The following is a 19,236-nucleotide window of genomic DNA, read 5'->3' as shown; positions in this document are numbered from 1 at the left end:
ACCGAGATGAGCCGACAGCAGCCAGGCCGGGACGGACTTGCGGCCGCTGGGCTCGTCACGTAAACCCTCGAACCGCAAGCCTGGGCTGCCCACAAGCTCCTCGGGGCCGGATGGCAGGTTTCCATGGATCCGCGCCGGCCTGATCTCATCGATCACCCAATATTTCGACACCACCTCACGAAGCTCGTCAGCGGTAACCGGCGACGGCCCCTGCCCCGCTACCTCCGGCAGAGCCGACCGGTCGAAAACGAGCGCGAAATACGACGCACCCGGCGCGGCGGCGCGCGCGATCGACCGCAGATAACCTTCCCGCGACTCCACCGGGATGGAATGGAACAACGTGCTGTCGACAATGGTGCCGAAGCGGCCGTCGTAACCGGTGAAAGAGGTGATATCGGCAACTTCGAACGAGGCATTGGACAGACCACGCCGAGCGGCTTCGGCGCGAGCCAACTCGATCGCCGTCGGCGCAAGGTCCAGCCCCACAGTGTTGTATCCCCGCTCGGCCAAATACAGCGAGATCGCCGCCTCCCCGCATCCGACGTCGAGGACATCACCGTGGAATTTGCCCTGCTCGATCAGCGCCGCAAGTTCGGGTTGGGGTTCACCGATACTCCACGGCGGTTTGACACCCGGCCCGAACGGACCGCCTGTCCCGCGGTAGGCCTCTTCGAATTCGAAATCGCCAGGTGTAGTCATATCCCACGACTATCAGCCGCCCCGGCACATGTACATGTGACCCACGTACTTCCCTGAGCGCCACACGGCAATCACGATTCGGGGCGGGGCGCGGGAGCAGCGTTCACCGCGGGGGCGGGGTTATTCGGCGGTGGCGATACGGGTGATGCGGGTATGGCCGTTGAGGGTGGCCACGGTGACGATTTGGTGGAAGGTCGTCGGCGGTTGGTCGGGTTTCTGCTGGACGAGATCGACCCGGTATTGCTCGGGCGCGGATCCGGGTATCGGAGCGATGGTGACGCAGTAGCGGGTACCGACCGGTGTCAGCACGATCCCGCGCTGGAGCATATCGGCGTCACCGACCAGCGCGTCCGGTGTCACGAAGGTTCTGGCACGCCGACCGTCGCGGGCGACGTAGTAGGAGTGCTGGAAGCCGAAGATCGCATCCGGGCCGGATCCCGTACCGCCGGGGTGGGTACCGGAGACCACCGCACCGCCGGTGCCGTCGAGCTGCTGCACGCATCCATCGGCCGCGTAATGCGGTGGCTCGGTCGGTGCCGGGGCCACAACTGTGGTCGTTGCCGGTGCCGTCGAGCTACTGGTGGCGGTTGGCGCACCGACTGCCGTTCTCCCGTCCGAGCCGCTGACGGTGGGTGTGTCCTCGCTGCTGCCGGTGCCCGTGACGACGACACCGACGGCGGCAATCGCGACGGCGATACCGACACCGATCAGGATGCTCATGCCCCGGCCGCCGCCCACACTGCTGCTACGGGACTTCTCGGCCGGTGTGCGTCGCCGGACAGTATCGACCCCACCGCTGCGGTCGATCAACGACGGTAAGGTCTGCGGCTGCGCAGCAGGCTCGTCGAGATAGGCCCGCACTTCGTCATCAGGCGCGGCGTATTCGGGTTCCCGCTCCCATGCCTCGGTGTTGTCGTCGACCTGGTCGCCGGTGACGGCCTGGTCCAGGGGCCCGGTCGGTGTCTCGCCGATCCAATCGCGGTAGTCGCCGGTGTGGGCGTCGACGTCGCCGAGGTCCGCGTCCGGCGGCGGCGTCCGGCGGCGTTTCCTCCGGCGCGGCGGTTTCGGTGGTTGGGCCACCATCGGCAACCCCAGGTCGAAGGGATCGCTGGGGTTGCTCACCGGTCGTCGTCCTCACCGATCGTCGGGACCACCGCGGTCGGACCGGGTGCCGCGGGCACAGTCACCCCCAGCTGCCCTTCGAGCTTGGGCTTACGTTCTTGATCGGCACCGGCGGCCGGTGGCGCGGCCGGCGGAATGAGCACACCTCCCTGGGCTGGGCCCGGCCGTGCCGGTGAGGTGCTCTCGGGTTTGGGTGCGGTGTCCGGACGCGCAGCAGGCGGTTCGTTCCGGGACAGGGGTGGGATCACTGCGGCCGCAGGCGGGTTGGACTGCGCGGACTGCCCCGGGGAGGGGGCCGGTCCGCCGCCGAAGTCGAACGCCTTCGGCGGCACCGGACCGGACCGTGTGCCTGCTGGGGATGTCGGGGACGTCTCCCCGTCACGGTCGTGGGCGCCGTCGGGATCGACCAGGTTCTCGATCGCGGTCTGGATCGCGGTGTCGGCATGCCCGCCGAGGGTGTCGATCGTCTTGATTCCGACGTCGGCGATGCGATCGATGATCTTCGTGCCCAACTCGACCCCGGCGTCGATCGCCGTTGTCCCCAACTGCACTCCGGCCGAAATCAGGTACTGCTGCAGCTGCAGCTGCGCCACCACCTCGGGAGGCAGCGGCTGCCCGGTCCCTGCGGCGCCGGTGCCGGTCGGGTAGAAACCCTGCGGTGTGGTCATGGTCGTCGGACCCATTTCCCGCAACCTGCTGCGGTGGCCCTCCATCTCATCGCGAGCAACACCGACCACACCCAACGCCTCCCGGATAGCTTGGGCCGCACGGTCGATCACGCCGTCCTCGGCTTCGGACCGGGTTTCCGCCGTAGCCAGGATCGTGCGGGCATCACGGCGGTAGTCGTCGATGATGTCCTCGACGCTGCGGGCGGCCCGCGAGCTGGTCGACTGGGCATCGGCCAGCAGCGCCGCGAACTGTGGGCCCCGGTCGGCAACTGCCCCGATCTCCGAGCGGGTCGTGCGGATCGCAGGCACCGCGGTATCGGCGGTCCGGCCGGTCCACGTCGACTCCAGCGCGTGCAAGCCGTGGGTCTGGGTGGTTTCGGTCGCATCGACCGTCGAGGTCGCCGACATCAGTCCGGACAGCACCGGATCATCCGGGCCCACGGCGCCGGGTCCGAGAGCTGAGCGCAGTTCCAGCAGCGGGGTCATCCATCTGGTGATGAACGGATGGTCGTTCACCGTTGTTTTCATGCCTGCTCACCGGCCTTGGTGATCGCGGCGGCCACCGAATCGTCGACCGTACCGGTCGCTGCGGCGTACCCGCTCACGGCCCGACCGTAGGCGGCGACCAGCGCCGAGGCCGTCGACAACGCGGTCTGTTCATCAGCCACCGCGGTCGCGAACTCCGTCGCGAACTCCGCTCCCAGCAGACCGAGACCGGCACCGATACGCGCCGGATCGGTCCCTGCGGCCAATTGTGCTGCCGCGATGGTCAACTCATCAGCGACCTGGGCGGCCACTGCCTCATACGTCGCCACCGCATCTGGATCGACATGCACCGAATCGACCATTCCTACCCCTTCGCCCGTCCGTTCGATCTCGGCTGACTGTAAAACACATCGCCTGGCCTGCGCTGCATTGGTGACCAGACCGGTTCCTACCCAACCGGATCCGGCTTCGATCGACACTACCGACGCCGCACCGCGCACCGCACGGGCAAACCCTGACACCGTCTCACCGGACAGCTGGTCGCCCACGGTCGGTACTTCGGCTCGAGTGCGCACTCGAGCCTTCGGATCGGCGAGTACGGCGCGTTCGGCCGCGGAATCAGCGCATCGAGATGACTCGCACCGACCGGCGGCCCGACGCGCAACAGGCCCAGCGCCGACCAGTAGACATCCGCGTCGGCGGACGTTCTCCGCTGCGCCGGCATCACCACAAACTATGGTGATTCACATCACAGTTGAGACCTGTCATGGATCCAGGAGCCTTCTCGTTCAGAGGGCAAGCGAACCAGACAGGAGCAATGTCATGCAGCACCGCATTATTGTCCTCGGGGCCGGATACGCTGGCGCCTATGCCGCCGGCATCCTCGCCCGCCGCCTTCATCGCGCCGACGTCGAGATCACTGTCGTCAACGCCGACTCCGATTTCGTCGAGCGGATGCGCCTGCACCAGCTCGCAGCCGGCCAAGATCTGCGCAGCCAGGCATTGTCGGAGGTGTTCGCAGGCACCGGGATCCGACTGCGACTGGCGTGCGTCACCGCCGTCGACGCCGAACGCCGGATCGTCACCGTGGCCGACGGCGAGGGCACCGAACAGCTCGGATACGACACCCTCCTCTACACGCTCGGCAGCACCGCCGCCGACCACGGCGTCTCAGGCGTGGCCGAGCACGCCTTCCATATCGCCGGGCGGCCGGCGGCACTGCGATTGCGCCGACGCTTGGACGAGCTGGGCGGAAACGGGACGGTGCTGGTCGTCGGCGGCAACCTGACCGCGATCGAGGCCGCCACCGAGATTGCCGAATCCCGGCCCGAGCTCGCAGTCACCCTCGTCACCAGCGGCGAAGTGGGTGGCTGGCTGGGTTCGAAGGCCCGCCGGCATCTGCTGCGGGCCTTCGACCGGTTCGGTGTCACGGTCCACGAGCACGCCACCGTCGAACGTGTCGAGGCAACGAGGGTCGTCACCGCCGACGGCACCGTCTTCGCCTCCGACGCGACCGTGTGGGCCGCAGGCTTCGCTGTCCACCCCATCGCTGCCGCCAGCGGCCTCGCTGTCGAGGACAACGGTCAGATCACGGTCGACCGCATGATGCGGTCGATCTCGCACCCGGAGGTCTACGCCGCAGGCGACAGCGTCTACATCATCGGCGAGAACGGCCATCCCTTACCGATGTCCTGCGCCTCGGCGGGATACACCAGCATGCAGGCGGCGGCTGCCATCATCGGGGACCTGACCGGTCGCAAGATCCCGAAGACCTCGCTGTCATACGTGGGCAACCACATCAGCCTCGGGCGCAGGGACGGGATCTTCCAACTGGTCGACGGCGACGCGCGAGCGAAGACCTGGGCCCTGTGCGGCCGGACCGCCGCGCACGTCAAGTCGGCCATTCTCGGAGCAGGTCCCTGGAACATCAGCCATCCGACCTTCGGTCTGCCGACTCGTAAGCACCATGTGGCAGCCACTGTGGACCGCCCCATCGAGGTGGTCGCGGCCTAAGGTGACGCCATGGACACTGCCACCGTGGAGCGTTTCGAGGCCAGCCGGTCCCGGCTGGCCTCGCTCGCGTACCGCCTGCTGGGCTCGGCCGCCGATGCCGAGGATGTGGTGCAAGACGCGTTCCTGCGCTGGCAGGCCGCCGACCGGGACCATATCGAGGTGCCAGAGGCGTGGCTGACCAAGGTGGTCACCAACCTCTCGCTCGACCGGCTCCGTTCGGCGCAGATGCGGCGCGAACGCACGGTCGGCGCCTGGCTGCCCGAACCACTTTTCGACAGCGACCCGATGCTGGGCCCAGCCGAGACTGTCGAGCAGCGCGAATCGGTGACCCTGGCGGTGCTGCGGCTCATGGAACGCCTTCCCCCGATCGAGCGGGCCGTATATGTTCTGCGCCAGGCCTTCTCCTACAGCCACGCCGAGATCGCCGAGATTCTCGATATCACCGAGTCCGCGAGCCAGCAGCACGCCCACCGAGCCCGCCGCCGTATTGCCGCCGAACGCCATGCCGGTGACATCGACCACGCCACCGCACGCCGCATTGTCGAAGCATTCGTCGACGCTGCCTCCTCGGGCCGTACCGAGCGGCTGGTGGCATTGCTGACCGACGATGCCACCGCGATCACCGACGGCGCCGGACTGGCCGAGACGCTGCGGTATATCTCGGTCCCCGAGCAGATCGCCGCCGTCACGCGAGCGGCCTTCAAGCCGTCTCCGGCGAAGCGGCGCCTCGTCGGCGGCCCCCTTGCGATCCACGCCGGCGTGATCAACGGCTCCCCAGCCATGATCGCCGCGACCGACGACCGGGTGGTTGGCGTGGTGGTCCTGGAGGTCCGCGACGACAAGATTGCGGCCATATTCGGTATGGCCGCCCCGGCCAGGCTCGGTCGCCTCACCGAGGAATGGCGGCGAAGCGAGCACGAGGATCCCCTCATCGAATCGTGGTGACCGGATCCGCACCGGCCCGGCCGCCGGAGCTTGTAGTAGACACATGGTGTGTCTCGTACAGCTTCGGGCAAACGTCCGGCCCTCGTGCTTGTGCTGATTACCGTCACGTCGGCGTTGGTCGCTGTCGGCGCTTGGCAATGGTTTCGGGCAGAAACCCTGTTCGGTCTCGACCAGAATCTGGGCTACCTCTTGCTGTGGCCGTTGTTCGCAGGTTTCGTGGTTTTCGTTGCGGTCCGGGTATCACAGCTGGAGCGCAGGAGCCACTCGAGCATCGACGAGCCCGTGGTTCTACGTCTTCAGGCGGGCGCGGGTCACCGTCCGTCGCAGCCTCGCGCCGCAGTATTCGACGACGTGGACATGGCCCGCCACAACCGGTACTTGGCCGAACTGAACGCTGCCGAGTTACAGCAGCGGCTGCGCGAGGCTGGGCTCGATGTGTTCGGCCCAGAACCCGAGGTTCGTTGAGCCGCGACAGTCACCTCGCCGGCGGGAGCCGCAGGGCCCGTCCTGATGCGGTCTAAGCGGGGCTCTCTCGGAGTAACGCCACGCCGAAGATGCCGAGCGCTGCTCCGCTACCGCGCAGCAGGTTCCGAGTGAATCTGGCGTTGCTCACCAGGGATCGGGCAGCTCCGAATACGACAGCGTAGACAAGCAGAGAGCCGAACCCGAGCCCGGCGAAGATGACTCCCAGCAGCAGCCCTTCGAGTGGAGAGCTGGTTGCGGAGAGGAATTGGGGTATCACACTGGCGAAGACGAGAACGGTTTTCGGATTCGACAGATCGCACAGCAGTCCCTCGCGGAACCCGCGGAGCAGACCACCACTGCGGGGTGAGCCCTCGGCCGACGGTTGCATCAGCGGGAGGCCTTTCGAGAAAATGAGTTTCCCGGCCAGATAGAGCAGGTACAACGCTCCGGCTACGCGGACCAGAGCGAAGGCTGTATCGGAGGCCGCGAGCAGCGCGGTCAGCCCGGCGACGGAGGCCGTCGCCCAGATCAGATCCGCCACCAATACACCGCAGGCGGTGGCAACGGCCGCCGGTCGCCCGCGTACCAGGGCGTTCTTCATCGTCAGTACCACCGCCGGACCAGGAACGGCGACCAGTACCGCCACGAGGACAGTGAAAGCCAGTACATGCGAAGCCATGAGGCATTGTGGCATGCACCTGCGCAACTGCGAACCCACCGGTGGCGCGGCATGCTACTGTCTGCGCCGGTGATCGTGTATCCATCCTCCTCGAATCGCGTCAGCTCCTATGGTGTCGGATCGACCGGAACCCCGACGCTGACCGGGAGAAAGGTACGGTTACGTGAGCTAGAGCCCGATGATCGCCAGACACTGACGAGTTTCGACCGGGCGTCTTCGGCGAACCGCCCACCCCAGGTCGGCGGCCATCAGCACTGGGCGGCGCATCGGGACCCGGGGCCGGATTCCGCGGACGACCTCCAGTTCGTCATCGAATCCCGGTACGGAGGGATGCTGGTCGGTTCCGTATCCGCTGCCGCAACCGACTCGCAAGCAGGGTTGTTCAGCTACAGCATCGGTATCGGACCATTGTTCCGGCGCTGTGGCTATGCCAGCGACGCCATCGCCGTCCTGCTAGCGCATATGTTCGGTGAGCGCGGCTACCGCGAGTGCGAGGTCAGCATCTACGGCGGCAATCTCGGTTCACTCTCGCTGCACGGTGTTATCGGCTTTCGCGAAAAGCAACGCATACCGGATACCGAGGTCATGCGTGGACGTATCAGATATATGGTGGTGATGAGCATAACCGCAGGCGAATTCGCGGCTCTGCACCCCGGCTTCACCGCTACGGGTTACCCCGCGGCGTCTCCGCGCGGGCGGCACTGGCGCGCCCGGCGGGGTCAGCACTGGCGGGTTCCGCGCCCGCCGTTGTTCTGACCGTTCATTCGCGCCTGTCAGGGCGCACGGTTGGCGGCCTCGACCTGTCCGCGAAGGCGTGCGCATCAGCTCTCGAGGACGACGGGCAGCCAGCGCAACCCGTGAAGCGCGCGGGAGTGCAGCGGGGCCGCCTTTCCCGCGAGCTGGGCGTTCGGATACCTTTCGAAGAAGTGCTGGACGGCAACAGTAGCTTCCGCACGAGCCAGTGCAGCGCCGATACAGAAATGGATCCCGGCACCGAAAGTGAGGTGGCGGTGAGGTTCTCGGCGTTGGGGATCGAATACGTGTGGGTCGGTGAAGATTTCCGGATCACGATTCGCGGCGGCCAGGAGCAGCACGATGGGCGTTCCGGCGGTAATGGTTCGACCGGCGAGCCGAGTATCGGTTTTGGCGACCCGGACGACGTACTGGACGGGGGCGTCGTAACGCAGGGATTCTTCGATCACCGGCGTGTAATCGCCGTCGGCCGGCCGGAGGTGAGGCTGCCGCAGCAGCGTGTGCAGTGCGTTTCCGATGAGGTGTGTGGTGGTGCCGAAACCGCCGACCAGCAGCATGCTACATGTGGCGATGGCTTCGCGCAGGGTCAGCCGTGCCGGGCATTGCTGCGCCAAACCGGCGATGAGCCCGGCGCTCTGCTGGTCGACGTGGTTCAGACGATCCTTGAAATACGCTGTCATCTCGGTGACGAGAGCATGGGATCGCTGCCGTTCCTGCGCTGTCCGGGCGCCGTCCAGCAATGAGGCGAGTACGTTTCCCCACGCGGCGAAACGCGGGGCGTCCGTATGCGGTAGGCCCAGAATGTGGGAGATCATCGCCGTGGGAACGGCTTCGGCATAGGCTGTGACCAGATCGGTGACCCGGCCGCGCGGAAGCTCGTTCAGGCAGTGCCCGACCACCTTTTCGATCCGGGGTCCGAGGTCGGCAAGTTCGCGCCGGTGGAATGTGGGAGCGACGAGGGACCGCAGCTCCGTGTGCCGGGGTGGTTCCAGCTTCAGAAAGGAGTCGTCGACCGGATGTACGAGCGTGGTGTCGCCGGTTTCCTTGCGGCGGCGGGCCGACGCACCGATGGGCGCCGGGCCGAAGTCGCTGCTGGTGAGCACCTGGTGGCTCAGGGCGTGCGAGGCGGTGAACAGCAGGCCGCGGCGGCTGGTGGCCAGGGCGCCTGCGGCGCGGACCTTCTCGTATTGTCGATGCCGGTCGGTGCCGGGACGCGCCCAGAGGATCCGGGCGCCCGGGTCACCACGAAGGACATCCGAGAAGAGCCGCGCCTTCTCCAGAGACATTGTTGCCATGGTTGCGTGTCGCCTGACGCTATGCTCCGACCGCCGGTTCGGCGGGTGCCTGTCGGGCAGGATGGTAGCTGGACCAGTAGTACTGGCGGTAGAAGTTCTCGGCCAATGTCACCCAGGTGTCCAGCTGGTCGCGATCGCCGAGGAAGCGATGCATATTGACCAGCAACCAGCTCCATACGGCCTGGCTGTCCCGGCAGTTGTCGCAGTCTCCGGTGGTGGCGCAGTATTGAACACTGTGATCGGTCCGGTAGGCGTTGAAGCGGCCGACGATCGGGTGGCCCTCGGTCAGGCGCTGGGCATGCGCCGGGTGATCGTTGCTGATGCTGGGACAGGTCTCGGCGCCGAAGGTACCCCAATGCGTGCGGCCGGTGACCAGCGTGCGGAAGTAATAGGGGTGCCCGACGACGGTATCGGGATAGGTCTCGCGCATACGGTTCATTTCCTCGAGCACCCGTTCTTCATTGCGTAGTCGCGCAGTGGGATCGGTGCCGTAGTCGCTGTAGTAACCGAAGTTGATCTGGTTGCCATTGTTGGCGATGGCCTCGACGGTTCGTTCGAGGTATGGCATCCCGGCCTCGCTGAGCGTGTAGACCCAGGTGGCCCGCGGGTCGTTGGCATAGGTGCGCAGCGCTGTGTCGAACAACCCGCTGATCCGCCGGCCATTGGGCCGATGACCACGCAACTCGTCGTCGACCGGTCCACCGCCCCACAAAGACACCGCGATGGCGAGATCTTCCAGACCGTCGTAGGGTATCGGCCGCGTCCCGTTCGTCACCACGGTGACATGGCGAATCGTCTCCGCGAACACGCGAACTCGATCCAGGACCAGGGCTGGTTCACCGCCGATCAGCAGTGTGCTGGTGATTTTCTTGGCATCGCGCAGGTTTTCGGCGAATGCGCGGATCGAGTCCAGATCACGAATCTCGGTGCTCTGCTTGTCCATATCGTGTTCGAAGAACCAGCACCCCTTGCACCGCAGGTTACACGCATCGGTAACCCAGACCTCCACCGTTCGAATACCTCGGGCTACTTCGTTCACGCGCATCAAACGTTCGGCCAACGCCGGATCCTCTTGCGCGAGTTCGAATGCTCGGGTTAAAATGCGTTCCTTACTCGGCCTGACGTCCAGGAAAACGGGCTGAGCCACAGCATCCTCCTCAGTGCGATGCAGCAAGTTTGCTCGCTGCCAGGTGTCACCGGCGAGTCGAACATGTCATCAACCGACAGTGCTGCCGATACGCTGCCGAATCAGTGGATTCGGCAGGCGGTCAGTGGGATTGTGGGATACGGAGCGGTCTTACGGTACTGAACTCGTTAGCGCCACAAAGAATTGTAGGATACGCCGGGTTGCGACGCGGCTCGTTTGCGTCATTCCTGGTGCTTCTTACGCTATTTACGATGCTTCCCCAAATTTGTTCCGGCGCAACACCAATCGGTACGTAAATGCTGCACGAGCACGCGGTGCGGACGCAACACAGTGTGCTCGCGACACGGCGAAGCACCCCCGGTGCAGCCGCATGTGGTCACATCGCAGCGATGTCACAGGCCGAGCGGTGGAGAGGGGGGAAACATCACCGGCATCGCCGAGAGTGCGCGATGGAAAGGCCCTGGCCGCCAATGCAGTTGGTCGACCGGGCAGGCAAGCTGCATTTCGGGTAGCGCATCGAGCAACTGATCGATCGCGTTCTGGGCAACCATATAGGCAATCGACCTGGCGGGGCAGGCATGCGGACCAGAGCCCCAGGCCAGATGCGCGTTGTTGTCGGTGTACTCGCCCGAGTGAATCGCTGGATCGTTGTTGCAGGCCGACATGCCGATGATGACCGGCTGATCGGCGGGTAACCACACTCCGTCGATCATAACCGGCTGCCTCGGGTAGCTGAGACAGTAATTCGCCATCGGCGGGTCGGTGTACAGCAGTTCGTTGAGCGCGTCCCGGGTCGTAGGAGCCGCGCCGGGTGACGATGTGCCGGTGAACCGCGGGTCGGTGATCATGAGTAGCAGGGTGTTGACTGTCAGGTTGGTCAGCGGTTCTATCCCCGCACCGTAGAGCACGGCCAACTGGTGCACCATCTCCGAGTCCTGGAGCCGCGCCGGGTGGGCCAGTAGACGAGAGGTGATGTCGCGGCCGGGTTCGGCGCGCTTGAGTATGACCAGTTCCAAGAGTGCTTCGTTGATCATGGCGTCCGCTTCGGTGGCGGCGCCACCGCCTTCGAACATGGCAGCCATACCGGCAGCGATGTGCTGCCCGAGAACCGGTGGGCACCCCAGCATGGCATTGAGCACGTGGAAGGTCAGCGGGAAGGCGTACTGGCCGATGAGTTCGGCTTTGCCGTCCATGCAGAAGTTGTTGATCAAAGGGGCGGCAACCGCTTCGACATTCTGATGCATGGAGAACAGATCGACCCCATCGAGGGCGGCCGTGATTGCCTGCCGGTACCGGGCATGTTCCGCTCCGGTGCTGCGCATCACATTGGGCCGCCATGCCATCATCGGCATGAGCGGGTGGTCGGCAGGAACGGTTTTCTCCCACGAGCGCGCGTCGGCCGGAAAGTGGTCGGGGTCATTGAAAACCCTGATGGCAGTGTGGTATCCGATCACCAAGGTGGCTGGAATGCCAGGGGCCAGCTCCACCGGTACGAGAGTTCCATACTGACGACGCATCTGGGCGAAGACACGATGCGGATCCGCGGCATACTCCTCGGAGTACAGAGCAACGCGAGGCGGGGCACCAGTCCGACCAGGCGCGGAGTACGGACAGCCTGCGGTGCGGGTTTCGGGCGTCGGTAAGGGCTTGGTCAATGCCAGGAACTCCAATGAACAGCGTCAGCGTCAGATCCAAGAAGTTGTCTCAGTTACGACATCTCCTGCGTCGGAACAGTATTGCCGTGGCGGATCGACCGCAAGAGAAGGGGAGCGCGATCGATCAGCGTCCGTGTCCTGGTGGGGTCGGAGAGCCGCACAGGGTTGTCAGAAGGCAGACCGGGTCGGTGACGGCCCCGATCGCTCGTAGGATGTGGTGCAAGACGCGTTCCTGCGCTGGCAGGCCGCCGACCGGGACCATATCGAGGTGCCAGAGGCGTGGCTGACCAAGGTGGTCACCAACCTCTCGCTCGACCGGCTCCGTTCGGCGCAGATGCGGCGCGAACGCACGGTCGGCGCCTGGCTGCCCGAACCACTTTTCGACAGCGACCCGATGCTGGGCCCAGCCGAGACTGTCGAGCAGCGCGAATCGGTGACCCTGGCGGTGCTGCGGCTCATGGAACGCCTTCCCCCGATCGAGCGGGCCGTATATGTTCTGCGCCAGGCCTTCTCCTACAGCCACGCCGAGATCGCCGAGATTCTCGATATCACCGAGTCCGCGAGCCAGCAGCACGCCCACCGAGCCCGCCGCCGTATTGCCGCCGAACGCCATGCCGGTGACATCGACCACGCCACCGCACGCCGCATTGTCGAAGCATTCGTCGACGCTGCCTCCTCAAGGTTGCGGCCATATTCGGTATGGCCGCCCCGGCCAGGCTCGGTCGCCTCACCGAGGAATGGCGGCGAAGCGAGCACGAGGAACTCCTCATCGAATCGTGGTGACCGGATCCGCACCGGCGATGATCCGCCGACCTCAGTCCGTGGCCGTGCATTCGGGTGGATAGGTGAGCAGAGTTCCCTCGACTCGGGCAAAAGATGTCAGCTCATGCATCCGATAACCGGTCTCGGAGATTATTTCCACCACCGGAATATCTCGCACCGCGAGCGCATCGGCTACCAGCGAGCGGTGACAGCGCCACGGCACTGCTTCGGCGCACATGATCGCGGTCCGCTTGTCGCGGCTCAACCGGGTCAATTCGGCGAGCGCGTCCTGAAAAGCGGCGGTCTGCATGTAGTCGGCGTAGCCGCGAAAACTTTTGTTTCGCCAGCCGGTATTCGGAGAATCGGCGTGTGCATGTCGCAAACCGCCCAGCGCCGGCATATGGACGTACTCGATATCGGCGGCGGCCGAACTGCGGGCCAAATCGGTGCTGTTGAATTGCGGATTATGACGCGAGCGCGGCATCGTGCGAATGTCGGCCAGTCGCTCGATACCGTAACTGCGCAACAGGTCGATAAATCGTTCGATCGGCATCGTCGAATGCCCGAGGGTGAACACCGCACCGTCCGGCCACTGCGCAGCGGGGGGCGGCGGATGGTCGTTCATACAACCTCCGACTGTAGCTGGCTGACTACCCGGGGGCGTCTCAGCATCGACCGTAGATCAGTAAGTTTGTTGGTAGAGAAGCATTTTCGTGTTTGGACTGAGCACAGAGTGATTGTGCTGAAAGGGTGTCTTACGATCCGCAATACAGTAGCCCTCTCCCCGCCCACCGGCCGCCTCGGCGCGTAGAGTGCCCACAGTACCTCGGCCACTTTCTCAGCTGTCAGCTCTTCCACCCGAAACACTCCCCATCAGATTGGGCTGGGCTAGGCAAGGGTTTGGTAGAACTGGTTGGCCTCCGGCTGCCACATCAGAACGATCGCGGCGATCGCCGGTATGGCCAGCACACCGCACAGTAGCATGACCCAGCCGGCCACCGGAATACACTGGAGGCCAATCCACTGGCGATCCACAAGTCATAGAGCGCGCGAGCGGTCAACCAGACGCGCCCCATTCGGTAACCGGCCCGGATACTGAACGCCGCCGTCACGAAGAGGATGCCGATTCCCGCCGGTAGCAACCCGATACCGACGATCATCCCTAGTGTGAATGCCCGGTGCAAACACCCCGGCGACTGGATGGTCTCAGGGCGGGCGGGTTCCGGGATCGGAGGAACGGTGCGAACGCGGCGGGCTGCGCGGCGGCGTTCCCACTTGTCCGGTGGAGGCGCGGTTGTCGTCTGAAGATGCCCACGGACGCCGCGTTTTGTCCAGACCTGCGCCGTGAGACCGGAACACCGCCGCAGCACCGTGACGCCCATTCCGGCGAGCCGGGCGACTTCCGCCTCCATGCTCGAGGTGGCCTGCACATCGAGATGCCACCGATCTTTCATGGTTTCCCCTTCGGGAACGACGGTGGTCACCGTCCAGCCGAGAGCCGCGGCCCAGAAGTTCGCCTGCGGGCAATAGTTTCCGGGTTCACGCCTCGCGCTCGGCTTCGATGCCGCGGGCTGATGATCGCCTGGGCGATCGAAACATACCGATAGCGCTGCCTCTCATGCGGACAAGTAGGGAAAACCCTATATCGGTTATCAGTGCATCGGGTGGCAATCCGGCATTTGTAGGGGTTTCCCGACTACTGCTCTGCATACGCAGTCGACATAATTGTTCTCCCGACTCGATTCAGCGAGTACCGAAATCGATATCAGAACGCAGGCAGAAAAGTGCCCCAGCACTATCTCGGCGCCGTCGGCGCCGCCATGGAACATCGGTGGATACGACACCATCGCACGCGGAACGGAAAACCGGAATTATCCCGGGTGGGGAAACGATGACCGCCGAGCATCTGCCCCGAAGCCAGCTCACGTGGGAAGGCCGAGCATCGGACCTGGGTGGTCATCGGACACGGGAGATCTGTGGGACGTACTTCCCGGTCAGCACCGAGGAGGTGCGGCAGAGTGTGATATCGGCGGTGCGTGCGGGGATACCGTTGTTTCCACTGAGCACCGGCCGGAACTGGGGGATGGGTTCACGCTCCCCGGTGGTCGACGGTTGCGCGGTTCTCGACTTGAGCCGGATGACCGCCGTCCGGACCCTGGATCTGGATCTCGGCTACGCCGTGGTCGAACCAGGAGCGACGCAGCGACAACTCGCTGAATTGCTCGAGGGCACGCCGTGGATGCTGAACGTGACTGCGGGCTGCGCGGACGCCGGCCTCATCGGCAATACGCTCGAGCGCGGCGACGGTACGATCCGCCCGCGGCTAGAGGACCTCCTCGGGCTGGAGGTTGTGCTCGGATCCGGTGAGGTCATGACCACCGGTGGCCTGGACCGTAACGGCCGGCGGCCGGGCGCGGTGGCCGGGCCGGATCTGACCCGTGCCTTCGTGCAGAGCAACCTCGGTGTGGTCACCGCGATGGCGATAAGCCTTGTTCCGCGCCCCGAGGCGATCACCCTGGTGCATGCCACCTTCGCCAAGACCGCCCTCCCCGAGGCGATCGAGGCGATGATCCAGGTGAGCCGAACACGGATCGCCACCGACGGGATGCTGCGGCTGAAAGACCTTTTCGTGGTTCCCGAGGCCGGTCGCGCCGCAGTCCCCGAAACCGCCGACGTCGACGCCGTCACGGTCCAGGTGCCTCTGCTCGGCTCGCATGCGGCCGTCGAGCTCTCCGAGAGCAATATCCGTGAGACGTTCTCCCGCGTCCGGGGGCTCCTTTCCTACCGATCACTGGACACCTCGGACACGCCCGCCGATGATCCGCTGTACCCCCGCACGCTGTTCGCTCGCGGGATACCGTCCTGCGCGAACATTCAGCGCGGAATTGGCGTCAGCTCCTGCTCGCAAGTCGACCAGTCGCCGGTCGGCTGGCTGATGTTCCTGCCGGTGGTGCCGTTAGAGCAGTCCTGTCTGGTCAAGGCGGTCGAACTCTTCGAGGCCGAAGCCGAGCGGTACGGCACCGCGGGAATGCTCGAGTTCAACGTGATCTCGCAGCACTCCACCAATATGGTCACTCAGATCCCGTTCGTGCGGAACTCCGACGGTATCGAGCGGGCGCACGCGCTTCGCCACGCGGCGCGTAAGTCGTTCCTCCGCGCGGGATTTCCGCCGTACCGCTCCAATATCGACCATGAGCCATCGGAATTGGCGGATCGATCGGCCGACTACCAGGACGAGCCACTACGTGTGCTCAAACGGTTCTATGACCCGGCCGCGATCATCGCACCGGGCCGCTTCTTGGAGGCGGACCGATGACCGCCGCTCATACCACAGGAGGACGGACGACCGCCGCACGGGCCGCGGAAACAGCCGCGCTGGAGCTGGACTGCGTCATCCTCGGTGCCGGAGTGGGCGGTGCGCTGCTAGCGTTGTTACTGGGCCGCAAGGGTCAGCGTGTGTTGGTGGTCGAATCCAAGCCTGGTGTGTCCCCGCGCGGCGCCGACATTCTCAAGCCGCGCGGCATCCGCGTTCTCGCCGAACACGGTTTGCTCGATGAACTGATGCTACGGCAAGTGTTGCAGCGCCAGGTCATCGACTTCCACCATGACGGGTCCCTACTGTTCTCGTATGATTTCGCCGAACACACCGAGTTCGGCTACTTCCTGATCGCCCCTTACGCCGAGACGGTGGGAACCATCCTCGCGGCATGCTCCGAGCTGTCGAATGTCGGTATCCGCTTCGGTAGGCGAATGGTCGATATGCGCGTCGCGGGTTCTCGGGTCGTCGAGGCGGTGTTGGACGACGGTACCGTGGTGCGAGCGCGCGCGTTCGTCGATTCCAGCGGTTCTTCCTCGCCGCTGAGCGATTTCCCAGCAGCGACCCGGGTTGTCAGCCGTCACGGTCATGTCCTGTGGATGGCCACGGTGCCGGCCACGCCCAGCGTTATCGCGCGAAACCGACTCTATTTCGATTCGAGCGGCTGGCTCGCCTACTTCTATCCAGTCACCACCGAACTGGCCAGGATATTCGTCGGCATCCCGCAGGGTCTGGACGTACCAGTGTTCCGCGAACGCAGTATCGACCTGACCGCGCAGCTGGCCACCTTCGTGACGTACAGCGACGACGCGCTCGCACTGCTGGACCCGGGTCGGTTCGCCCCTGCACCCGTGTCCGTCTATCACCGCACGCCCTATCACCGCGGCAACGTGATTCGCCTCGGCAGTGCCGTGTTTTCGCCGCACCCGATGACCGGCCAGGGGATGAGTTACACCATGGAAGACGCGACAGTGCTGGCGGAGATCCTGACCGAGGCGCGCGACTGCGACTTGGAGCAGTTGGTCCAGCAGCGGTACCAGCCACGGCAGTCGATGCACGCCGAATTGATTGCCTACGGCGATGCCCTAGCCAACTCCTACAGCGATCGCACCGCCTACCTGAACGCGCACCGAGCCCAGTTTCACGGCGGGGACCGCTGACACCGCCGGTGGTAGAGCGGCCGTACCGTCACGTTCGGCGTTGAGCCTGGTCGACCGTGGCGAGGGCGGCCAGTTCGGCTCGGGACGAAACCCTCAACTTGGTGAACAACCGGCTCAGGTGCGTCTCTATCGTCTTCTCGCTGAGGTAGAGCTCCGCGGAGATCCGGCGTTTGGTCCTACCGAGCACGACACGATTGATGATCTCGGTCTGCCGTTCGGTCAAGCCATGCAACCCGGCAGTGGTCGCCTGTGTCCGGCTGCACCGACCCGGCATCTGCCGCTCTCCCGGTATTGACGGCGAATTTCGTGGATTTCACGTCAGTTGCCGCATCGTAACCAGCTCGCGTATCGCTGTACCGCCGGAGCTGGGGAGCTTCGATTTCATCCGAAATGTAGGTGTGTCGTGTGGGCCCTGCACGAAGCCGGCCGTGTTCCCGGTGACCGGGAACACCTGTGGGCCCGGTGAACCACTCGGCTTAGCGTGAACCACTCGGCTCAGCGTCGAGGCCGAGCAAACGCACAGGAGGACACGACCGTGGTGGACTGGAACGACGAGGTGGACGTGCTGGTCGCGGGTTCGGGCGGCGGCCTGGCCGGCGCCTACACCGCGGCCCGTGAGGGGCTGAGCGTCGCGGTCGTCGAGGCGACCGACAAATTCGGCGGCACAACCGCCTATTCCGGTGGCGGCGGTATGTGGTACCCGTGCAATCCGGTGCTGCGCCGGGCAGGCACCGACGACACCATCGACGACGCACTCACCTACTACCATGCCGTGGTCGGTGATCGCACCCCGCGCGACCTGCAGGACACCTACGTGCGCCGCGGCAGCGACCTCATCGAATATCTCGAAACCGACGACCACTTCGCCTTCGAGATGCTGCCCTGGCCGGACTATTTCGGTAAGGCGCCCAAAGCGCGACTGGACGGGCAGCGCCACATCATGCCCACCCCGCTGCCCGCCGCCGCGCTGGGTGAGCTGCGCGAGCAGTTGCGCGGTCCGCTGGACACCGACCGGCTCGGCGCACCGCTGCCAGACACGCTGATCGGCGGTCAGGCACTGATCGGGCGGTTCCTGCTGGCGTTGTCGTCCTACCCCGACGTGCGGCTGTATCTGAACACGCCGCTGGTGGAGCTGGTGGTCGAGGACGGCGTGGTGGTAGGTGCGATCACCGAACGCGACGGTGCGCCGTTCGCGATCCGGGCCCGCAAGGGCGTGGTGCTGGCGGCGGGCGGTTTCGAGCAGAACGACGAACTGCGGGCGCACTACGGCGTACCGGGGCAGGCCCGCGACACGATGGGCCCGTGGGGTAACCAGGGCAAGGCCCATCAGGCCGGTATCGCCGCGGGTGCGGACACAGATCTGATGGATCAGGCGTGGTGGTCGCCGGGGCTGACGCATCCGGACGGACGCTCGGCGTTCGCGTTGTGGTTCACCGGCGGTATCTTCGTCGACCAGGACGGGAAACGCTTCGTCAACGAGTCGGCGCCGTATGACCGGCTAGGCCGCGAGGTCATCGACCGGTTGAACGATGGTGCGCTCACCCTCCCCTATTGGATGATCTACGACGACAAAGAGGGCGAGGTGCCACCGGTCGAGGCCACCAACGTCTCCATGGTCGAACCCGAGAAGTACGTCGCGGCCGGACTGTGGCATACGGCCGACACCCTTCCCGAGCTCGCCGAGAAGATCGGCGTGCCCGCCGAGCAGCTGGTCGCCACCGTGGAGCGGTTCAACACCATGGTCGAGGCCGGTGTCGATACGGATTTCGGGCGCGGTGACGAGGCCTACGATCGTGCGTTCTCCAACGGTGAACCGCCGCTGGTGTCGATCGACCAGGGCCCGTTCCACGCGGCGGCGTTCGGCATCTCCGATCTCGGCACCAAGGGCGGACTGCGCACCGACACCGCGGCGCGGGTCCTCGGGCACGACGGCGAACCCATCGCGGGGCTGTATGCGGCCGGCAACACCATGGCGGCGGTCAGCGGCACCGTCTACCCCGGCGGCGGCAATCCGATCGGCGCATCGATGCTGTTCAGCCACCTCGCCGTGCGGGACATTCTCGGCCGTTGA

General features: G+C 65.3%; 17 protein-coding genes and 1 pseudogene. 8 read left to right on the top strand and 10 right to left on the bottom strand.

All coding sequences use genetic code 11. The annotated features are described in order from the left end of the window. The 4 genes from B0T44_RS15195 to B0T44_RS26620 form a co-directional block, all read right to left on the bottom strand. A partial coding sequence (locus B0T44_RS15195; RefSeq protein ID WP_077116779.1) for a class I SAM-dependent methyltransferase occupies window positions 1-699 on the bottom strand: 699 nt, incomplete at its 3' end. Between the two features lie 120 nt (window positions 700-819). After that, window positions 820-1,821, bottom strand: a complete 1,002-nt coding sequence (locus B0T44_RS15190) for a DUF8176 domain-containing protein (protein ID WP_077116780.1) — start codon at window positions 1,819-1,821, stop codon at window positions 820-822. Next, the gene (locus B0T44_RS15185; RefSeq protein WP_077116781.1) at window positions 1,818-3,017 is read right to left on the bottom strand and encodes a hypothetical protein; all 1,200 of its coding nucleotides are present in this window, start codon (window positions 3,015-3,017) and stop codon (window positions 1,818-1,820) included. Before B0T44_RS15185 ends, B0T44_RS15190 begins: the two co-directional genes overlap by 4 nt. Continuing rightward, window positions 3,014-3,337 carry a hypothetical protein gene (locus B0T44_RS26620; RefSeq protein ID WP_077116805.1) on the bottom strand — a complete coding sequence of 108 codons (324 nt, stop codon included), beginning with the start codon at window positions 3,335-3,337 and terminating at the stop codon, window positions 3,014-3,016. Before B0T44_RS26620 ends, B0T44_RS15185 begins: the two co-directional genes overlap by 4 nt. A 460-nt stretch (window positions 3,338-3,797) precedes the next feature. Between B0T44_RS26620 and B0T44_RS15175 the strand changes: the two genes are divergently transcribed. The 3 genes from B0T44_RS15175 to B0T44_RS15165 are packed head-to-tail and all read left to right on the top strand — an operon-like array spanning window position 3,798 to window position 6,398. Beyond that, window positions 3,798-4,988, top strand: a complete 1,191-nt coding sequence (locus tag B0T44_RS15175; protein ID WP_077116782.1) for an NAD(P)/FAD-dependent oxidoreductase — start codon at window positions 3,798-3,800, stop codon at window positions 4,986-4,988. Window positions 4,989-4,997: 9 nt separating this feature from the next. After that, the gene (gene sigJ / locus B0T44_RS15170) at window positions 4,998-5,933 is read left to right on the top strand and encodes an RNA polymerase sigma factor SigJ (RefSeq protein WP_081512179.1); all 936 of its coding nucleotides are present in this window, start codon (window positions 4,998-5,000) and stop codon (window positions 5,931-5,933) included. A 48-nt stretch (window positions 5,934-5,981) separates the two neighbouring features. Then, a complete protein-coding gene (locus B0T44_RS15165) occupies window positions 5,982-6,398 on the top strand; it encodes a hypothetical protein (protein WP_077121945.1) in 417 nt (138 codons plus the stop codon). Window positions 6,399-6,450: 52 nt separating this feature from the next. On the opposite strand, the gene B0T44_RS15160 is transcribed toward B0T44_RS15165, so the two are convergent. Next, window positions 6,451-7,077 carry a LysE family translocator gene (locus B0T44_RS15160; RefSeq protein WP_077121947.1) on the bottom strand — a complete coding sequence of 209 codons (627 nt, stop codon included), beginning with the start codon at window positions 7,075-7,077 and terminating at the stop codon, window positions 6,451-6,453. A 69-nt stretch (window positions 7,078-7,146) separates the two neighbouring features. Between B0T44_RS15160 and B0T44_RS15155 the strand changes: the two genes are divergently transcribed. Then, window positions 7,147-7,833 carry a GNAT family N-acetyltransferase gene (locus B0T44_RS15155; RefSeq protein ID WP_245839723.1) on the top strand — a complete coding sequence of 229 codons (687 nt, stop codon included), beginning with the start codon at window positions 7,147-7,149 and terminating at the stop codon, window positions 7,831-7,833. A gap of 65 nt (window positions 7,834-7,898) precedes the next feature. Here the strand turns inward: B0T44_RS15155 and B0T44_RS15150 are convergent, their stop codons facing one another. From B0T44_RS15150 to B0T44_RS15140, 3 genes are all read right to left on the bottom strand, one after another. Continuing rightward, the gene (locus B0T44_RS15150) at window positions 7,899-9,116 is read right to left on the bottom strand and encodes a cytochrome P450 (protein WP_077121951.1); all 1,218 of its coding nucleotides are present in this window, start codon (window positions 9,114-9,116) and stop codon (window positions 7,899-7,901) included. 28 nt (window positions 9,117-9,144) lie between these two features. Next, a complete protein-coding gene (locus tag B0T44_RS15145; RefSeq protein WP_077121953.1) occupies window positions 9,145-10,272 on the bottom strand; it encodes a radical SAM family protein in 1,128 nt (375 codons plus the stop codon). 392 nt (window positions 10,273-10,664) lie between these two features. Then, window positions 10,665-11,759: a cytochrome P450 family protein gene (locus B0T44_RS15140; RefSeq protein WP_342749246.1), complete on the bottom strand. Its 1,095-nt coding sequence runs from the start codon at window positions 11,757-11,759 to the stop codon at window positions 10,665-10,667. A gap of 382 nt (window positions 11,760-12,141) precedes the next feature. Here B0T44_RS15140 and B0T44_RS28055 point away from each other — a divergent pair. After that, window positions 12,142-12,468, top strand: a pseudogene (locus B0T44_RS28055) (sigma factor-like helix-turn-helix DNA-binding protein); the annotation flags it as partial. A gap of 273 nt (window positions 12,469-12,741) precedes the next feature. Here B0T44_RS28055 and B0T44_RS15130 read toward each other — a convergent pair. Beyond that, window positions 12,742-13,266, bottom strand: coding sequence for a DUF488 domain-containing protein (locus B0T44_RS15130; RefSeq protein WP_368026089.1), 525 nt, complete (start codon window positions 13,264-13,266; stop codon window positions 12,742-12,744). A gap of 1,314 nt (window positions 13,267-14,580) precedes the next feature. On the opposite strand from B0T44_RS15130, the gene B0T44_RS15125 reads away from it, so the two are divergent. Both B0T44_RS15125 and B0T44_RS15120 read left to right on the top strand, forming a co-directional pair. After that, the gene (locus B0T44_RS15125; RefSeq protein WP_077120405.1) at window positions 14,581-16,005 is read left to right on the top strand and encodes an FAD-binding oxidoreductase; all 1,425 of its coding nucleotides are present in this window, start codon (window positions 14,581-14,583) and stop codon (window positions 16,003-16,005) included. Further along, window positions 16,002-17,165, top strand: a complete 1,164-nt coding sequence (locus B0T44_RS15120; protein WP_077120403.1) for an FAD-dependent monooxygenase — start codon at window positions 16,002-16,004, stop codon at window positions 17,163-17,165. The genes B0T44_RS15125 and B0T44_RS15120 overlap by 4 nt, the downstream gene beginning before the upstream one ends. Before the next feature lie 28 nt (window positions 17,166-17,193). Here the strand turns inward: B0T44_RS15120 and B0T44_RS15115 are convergent, their stop codons facing one another. Next, on the bottom strand, window positions 17,194-17,388 hold the full coding sequence (locus tag B0T44_RS15115) for a response regulator transcription factor (RefSeq protein ID WP_175648112.1): 195 nt from the start codon (window positions 17,386-17,388) through the stop codon (window positions 17,194-17,196). 312 nt (window positions 17,389-17,700) lie between these two features. On the opposite strand from B0T44_RS15115, the gene B0T44_RS15110 reads away from it, so the two are divergent. Then, window positions 17,701-19,236, top strand: a complete 1,536-nt coding sequence (locus B0T44_RS15110; protein WP_077120400.1) for an FAD-binding protein — start codon at window positions 17,701-17,703, stop codon at window positions 19,234-19,236.

Origin of the sequence: Nocardia donostiensis (genome assembly GCF_002081715.1) — a bacterium.
In the GTDB taxonomy this organism is placed as follows: domain Bacteria; phylum Actinomycetota; class Actinomycetes; order Mycobacteriales; family Mycobacteriaceae; genus Nocardia; species Nocardia donostiensis.
Note: the sequence above shows the minus strand (reverse complement) of the source record. Positions and strands in the feature narration are given on the sequence as shown.

Bases quoted from the DNA above. Each gene is read 5' to 3' on its own strand.
- B0T44_RS15185 (WP_077116781.1), bottom strand. From the start codon at position 3,017: ATGAAAACAACGGTGAACGACCATCCGTTCATCACCAGATGGATGACC.
- B0T44_RS26620 (WP_077116805.1), bottom strand. From the start codon at position 3,337: ATGGTCGATTCGGTGCATGTCGATCCAGATGCGGTGGCGACGTATGAG.
- B0T44_RS15175 (WP_077116782.1), top strand. From the start codon at position 3,798: ATGCAGCACCGCATTATTGTCCTCGGGGCCGGATACGCTGGCGCCTAT.
- sigJ (WP_081512179.1), top strand. From the start codon at position 4,998: ATGGACACTGCCACCGTGGAGCGTTTCGAGGCCAGCCGGTCCCGGCTG.
- B0T44_RS15160 (WP_077121947.1), bottom strand. From the start codon at position 7,077: ATGGCTTCGCATGTACTGGCTTTCACTGTCCTCGTGGCGGTACTGGTC.
- B0T44_RS15150 (WP_077121951.1), bottom strand. From the start codon at position 9,116: ATGTCTCTGGAGAAGGCGCGGCTCTTCTCGGATGTCCTTCGTGGTGAC.
- B0T44_RS15125 (WP_077120405.1), top strand. From the start codon at position 14,581: ATGACCGCCGAGCATCTGCCCCGAAGCCAGCTCACGTGGGAAGGCCGA.
- B0T44_RS15120 (WP_077120403.1), top strand. From the start codon at position 16,002: ATGACCGCCGCTCATACCACAGGAGGACGGACGACCGCCGCACGGGCC.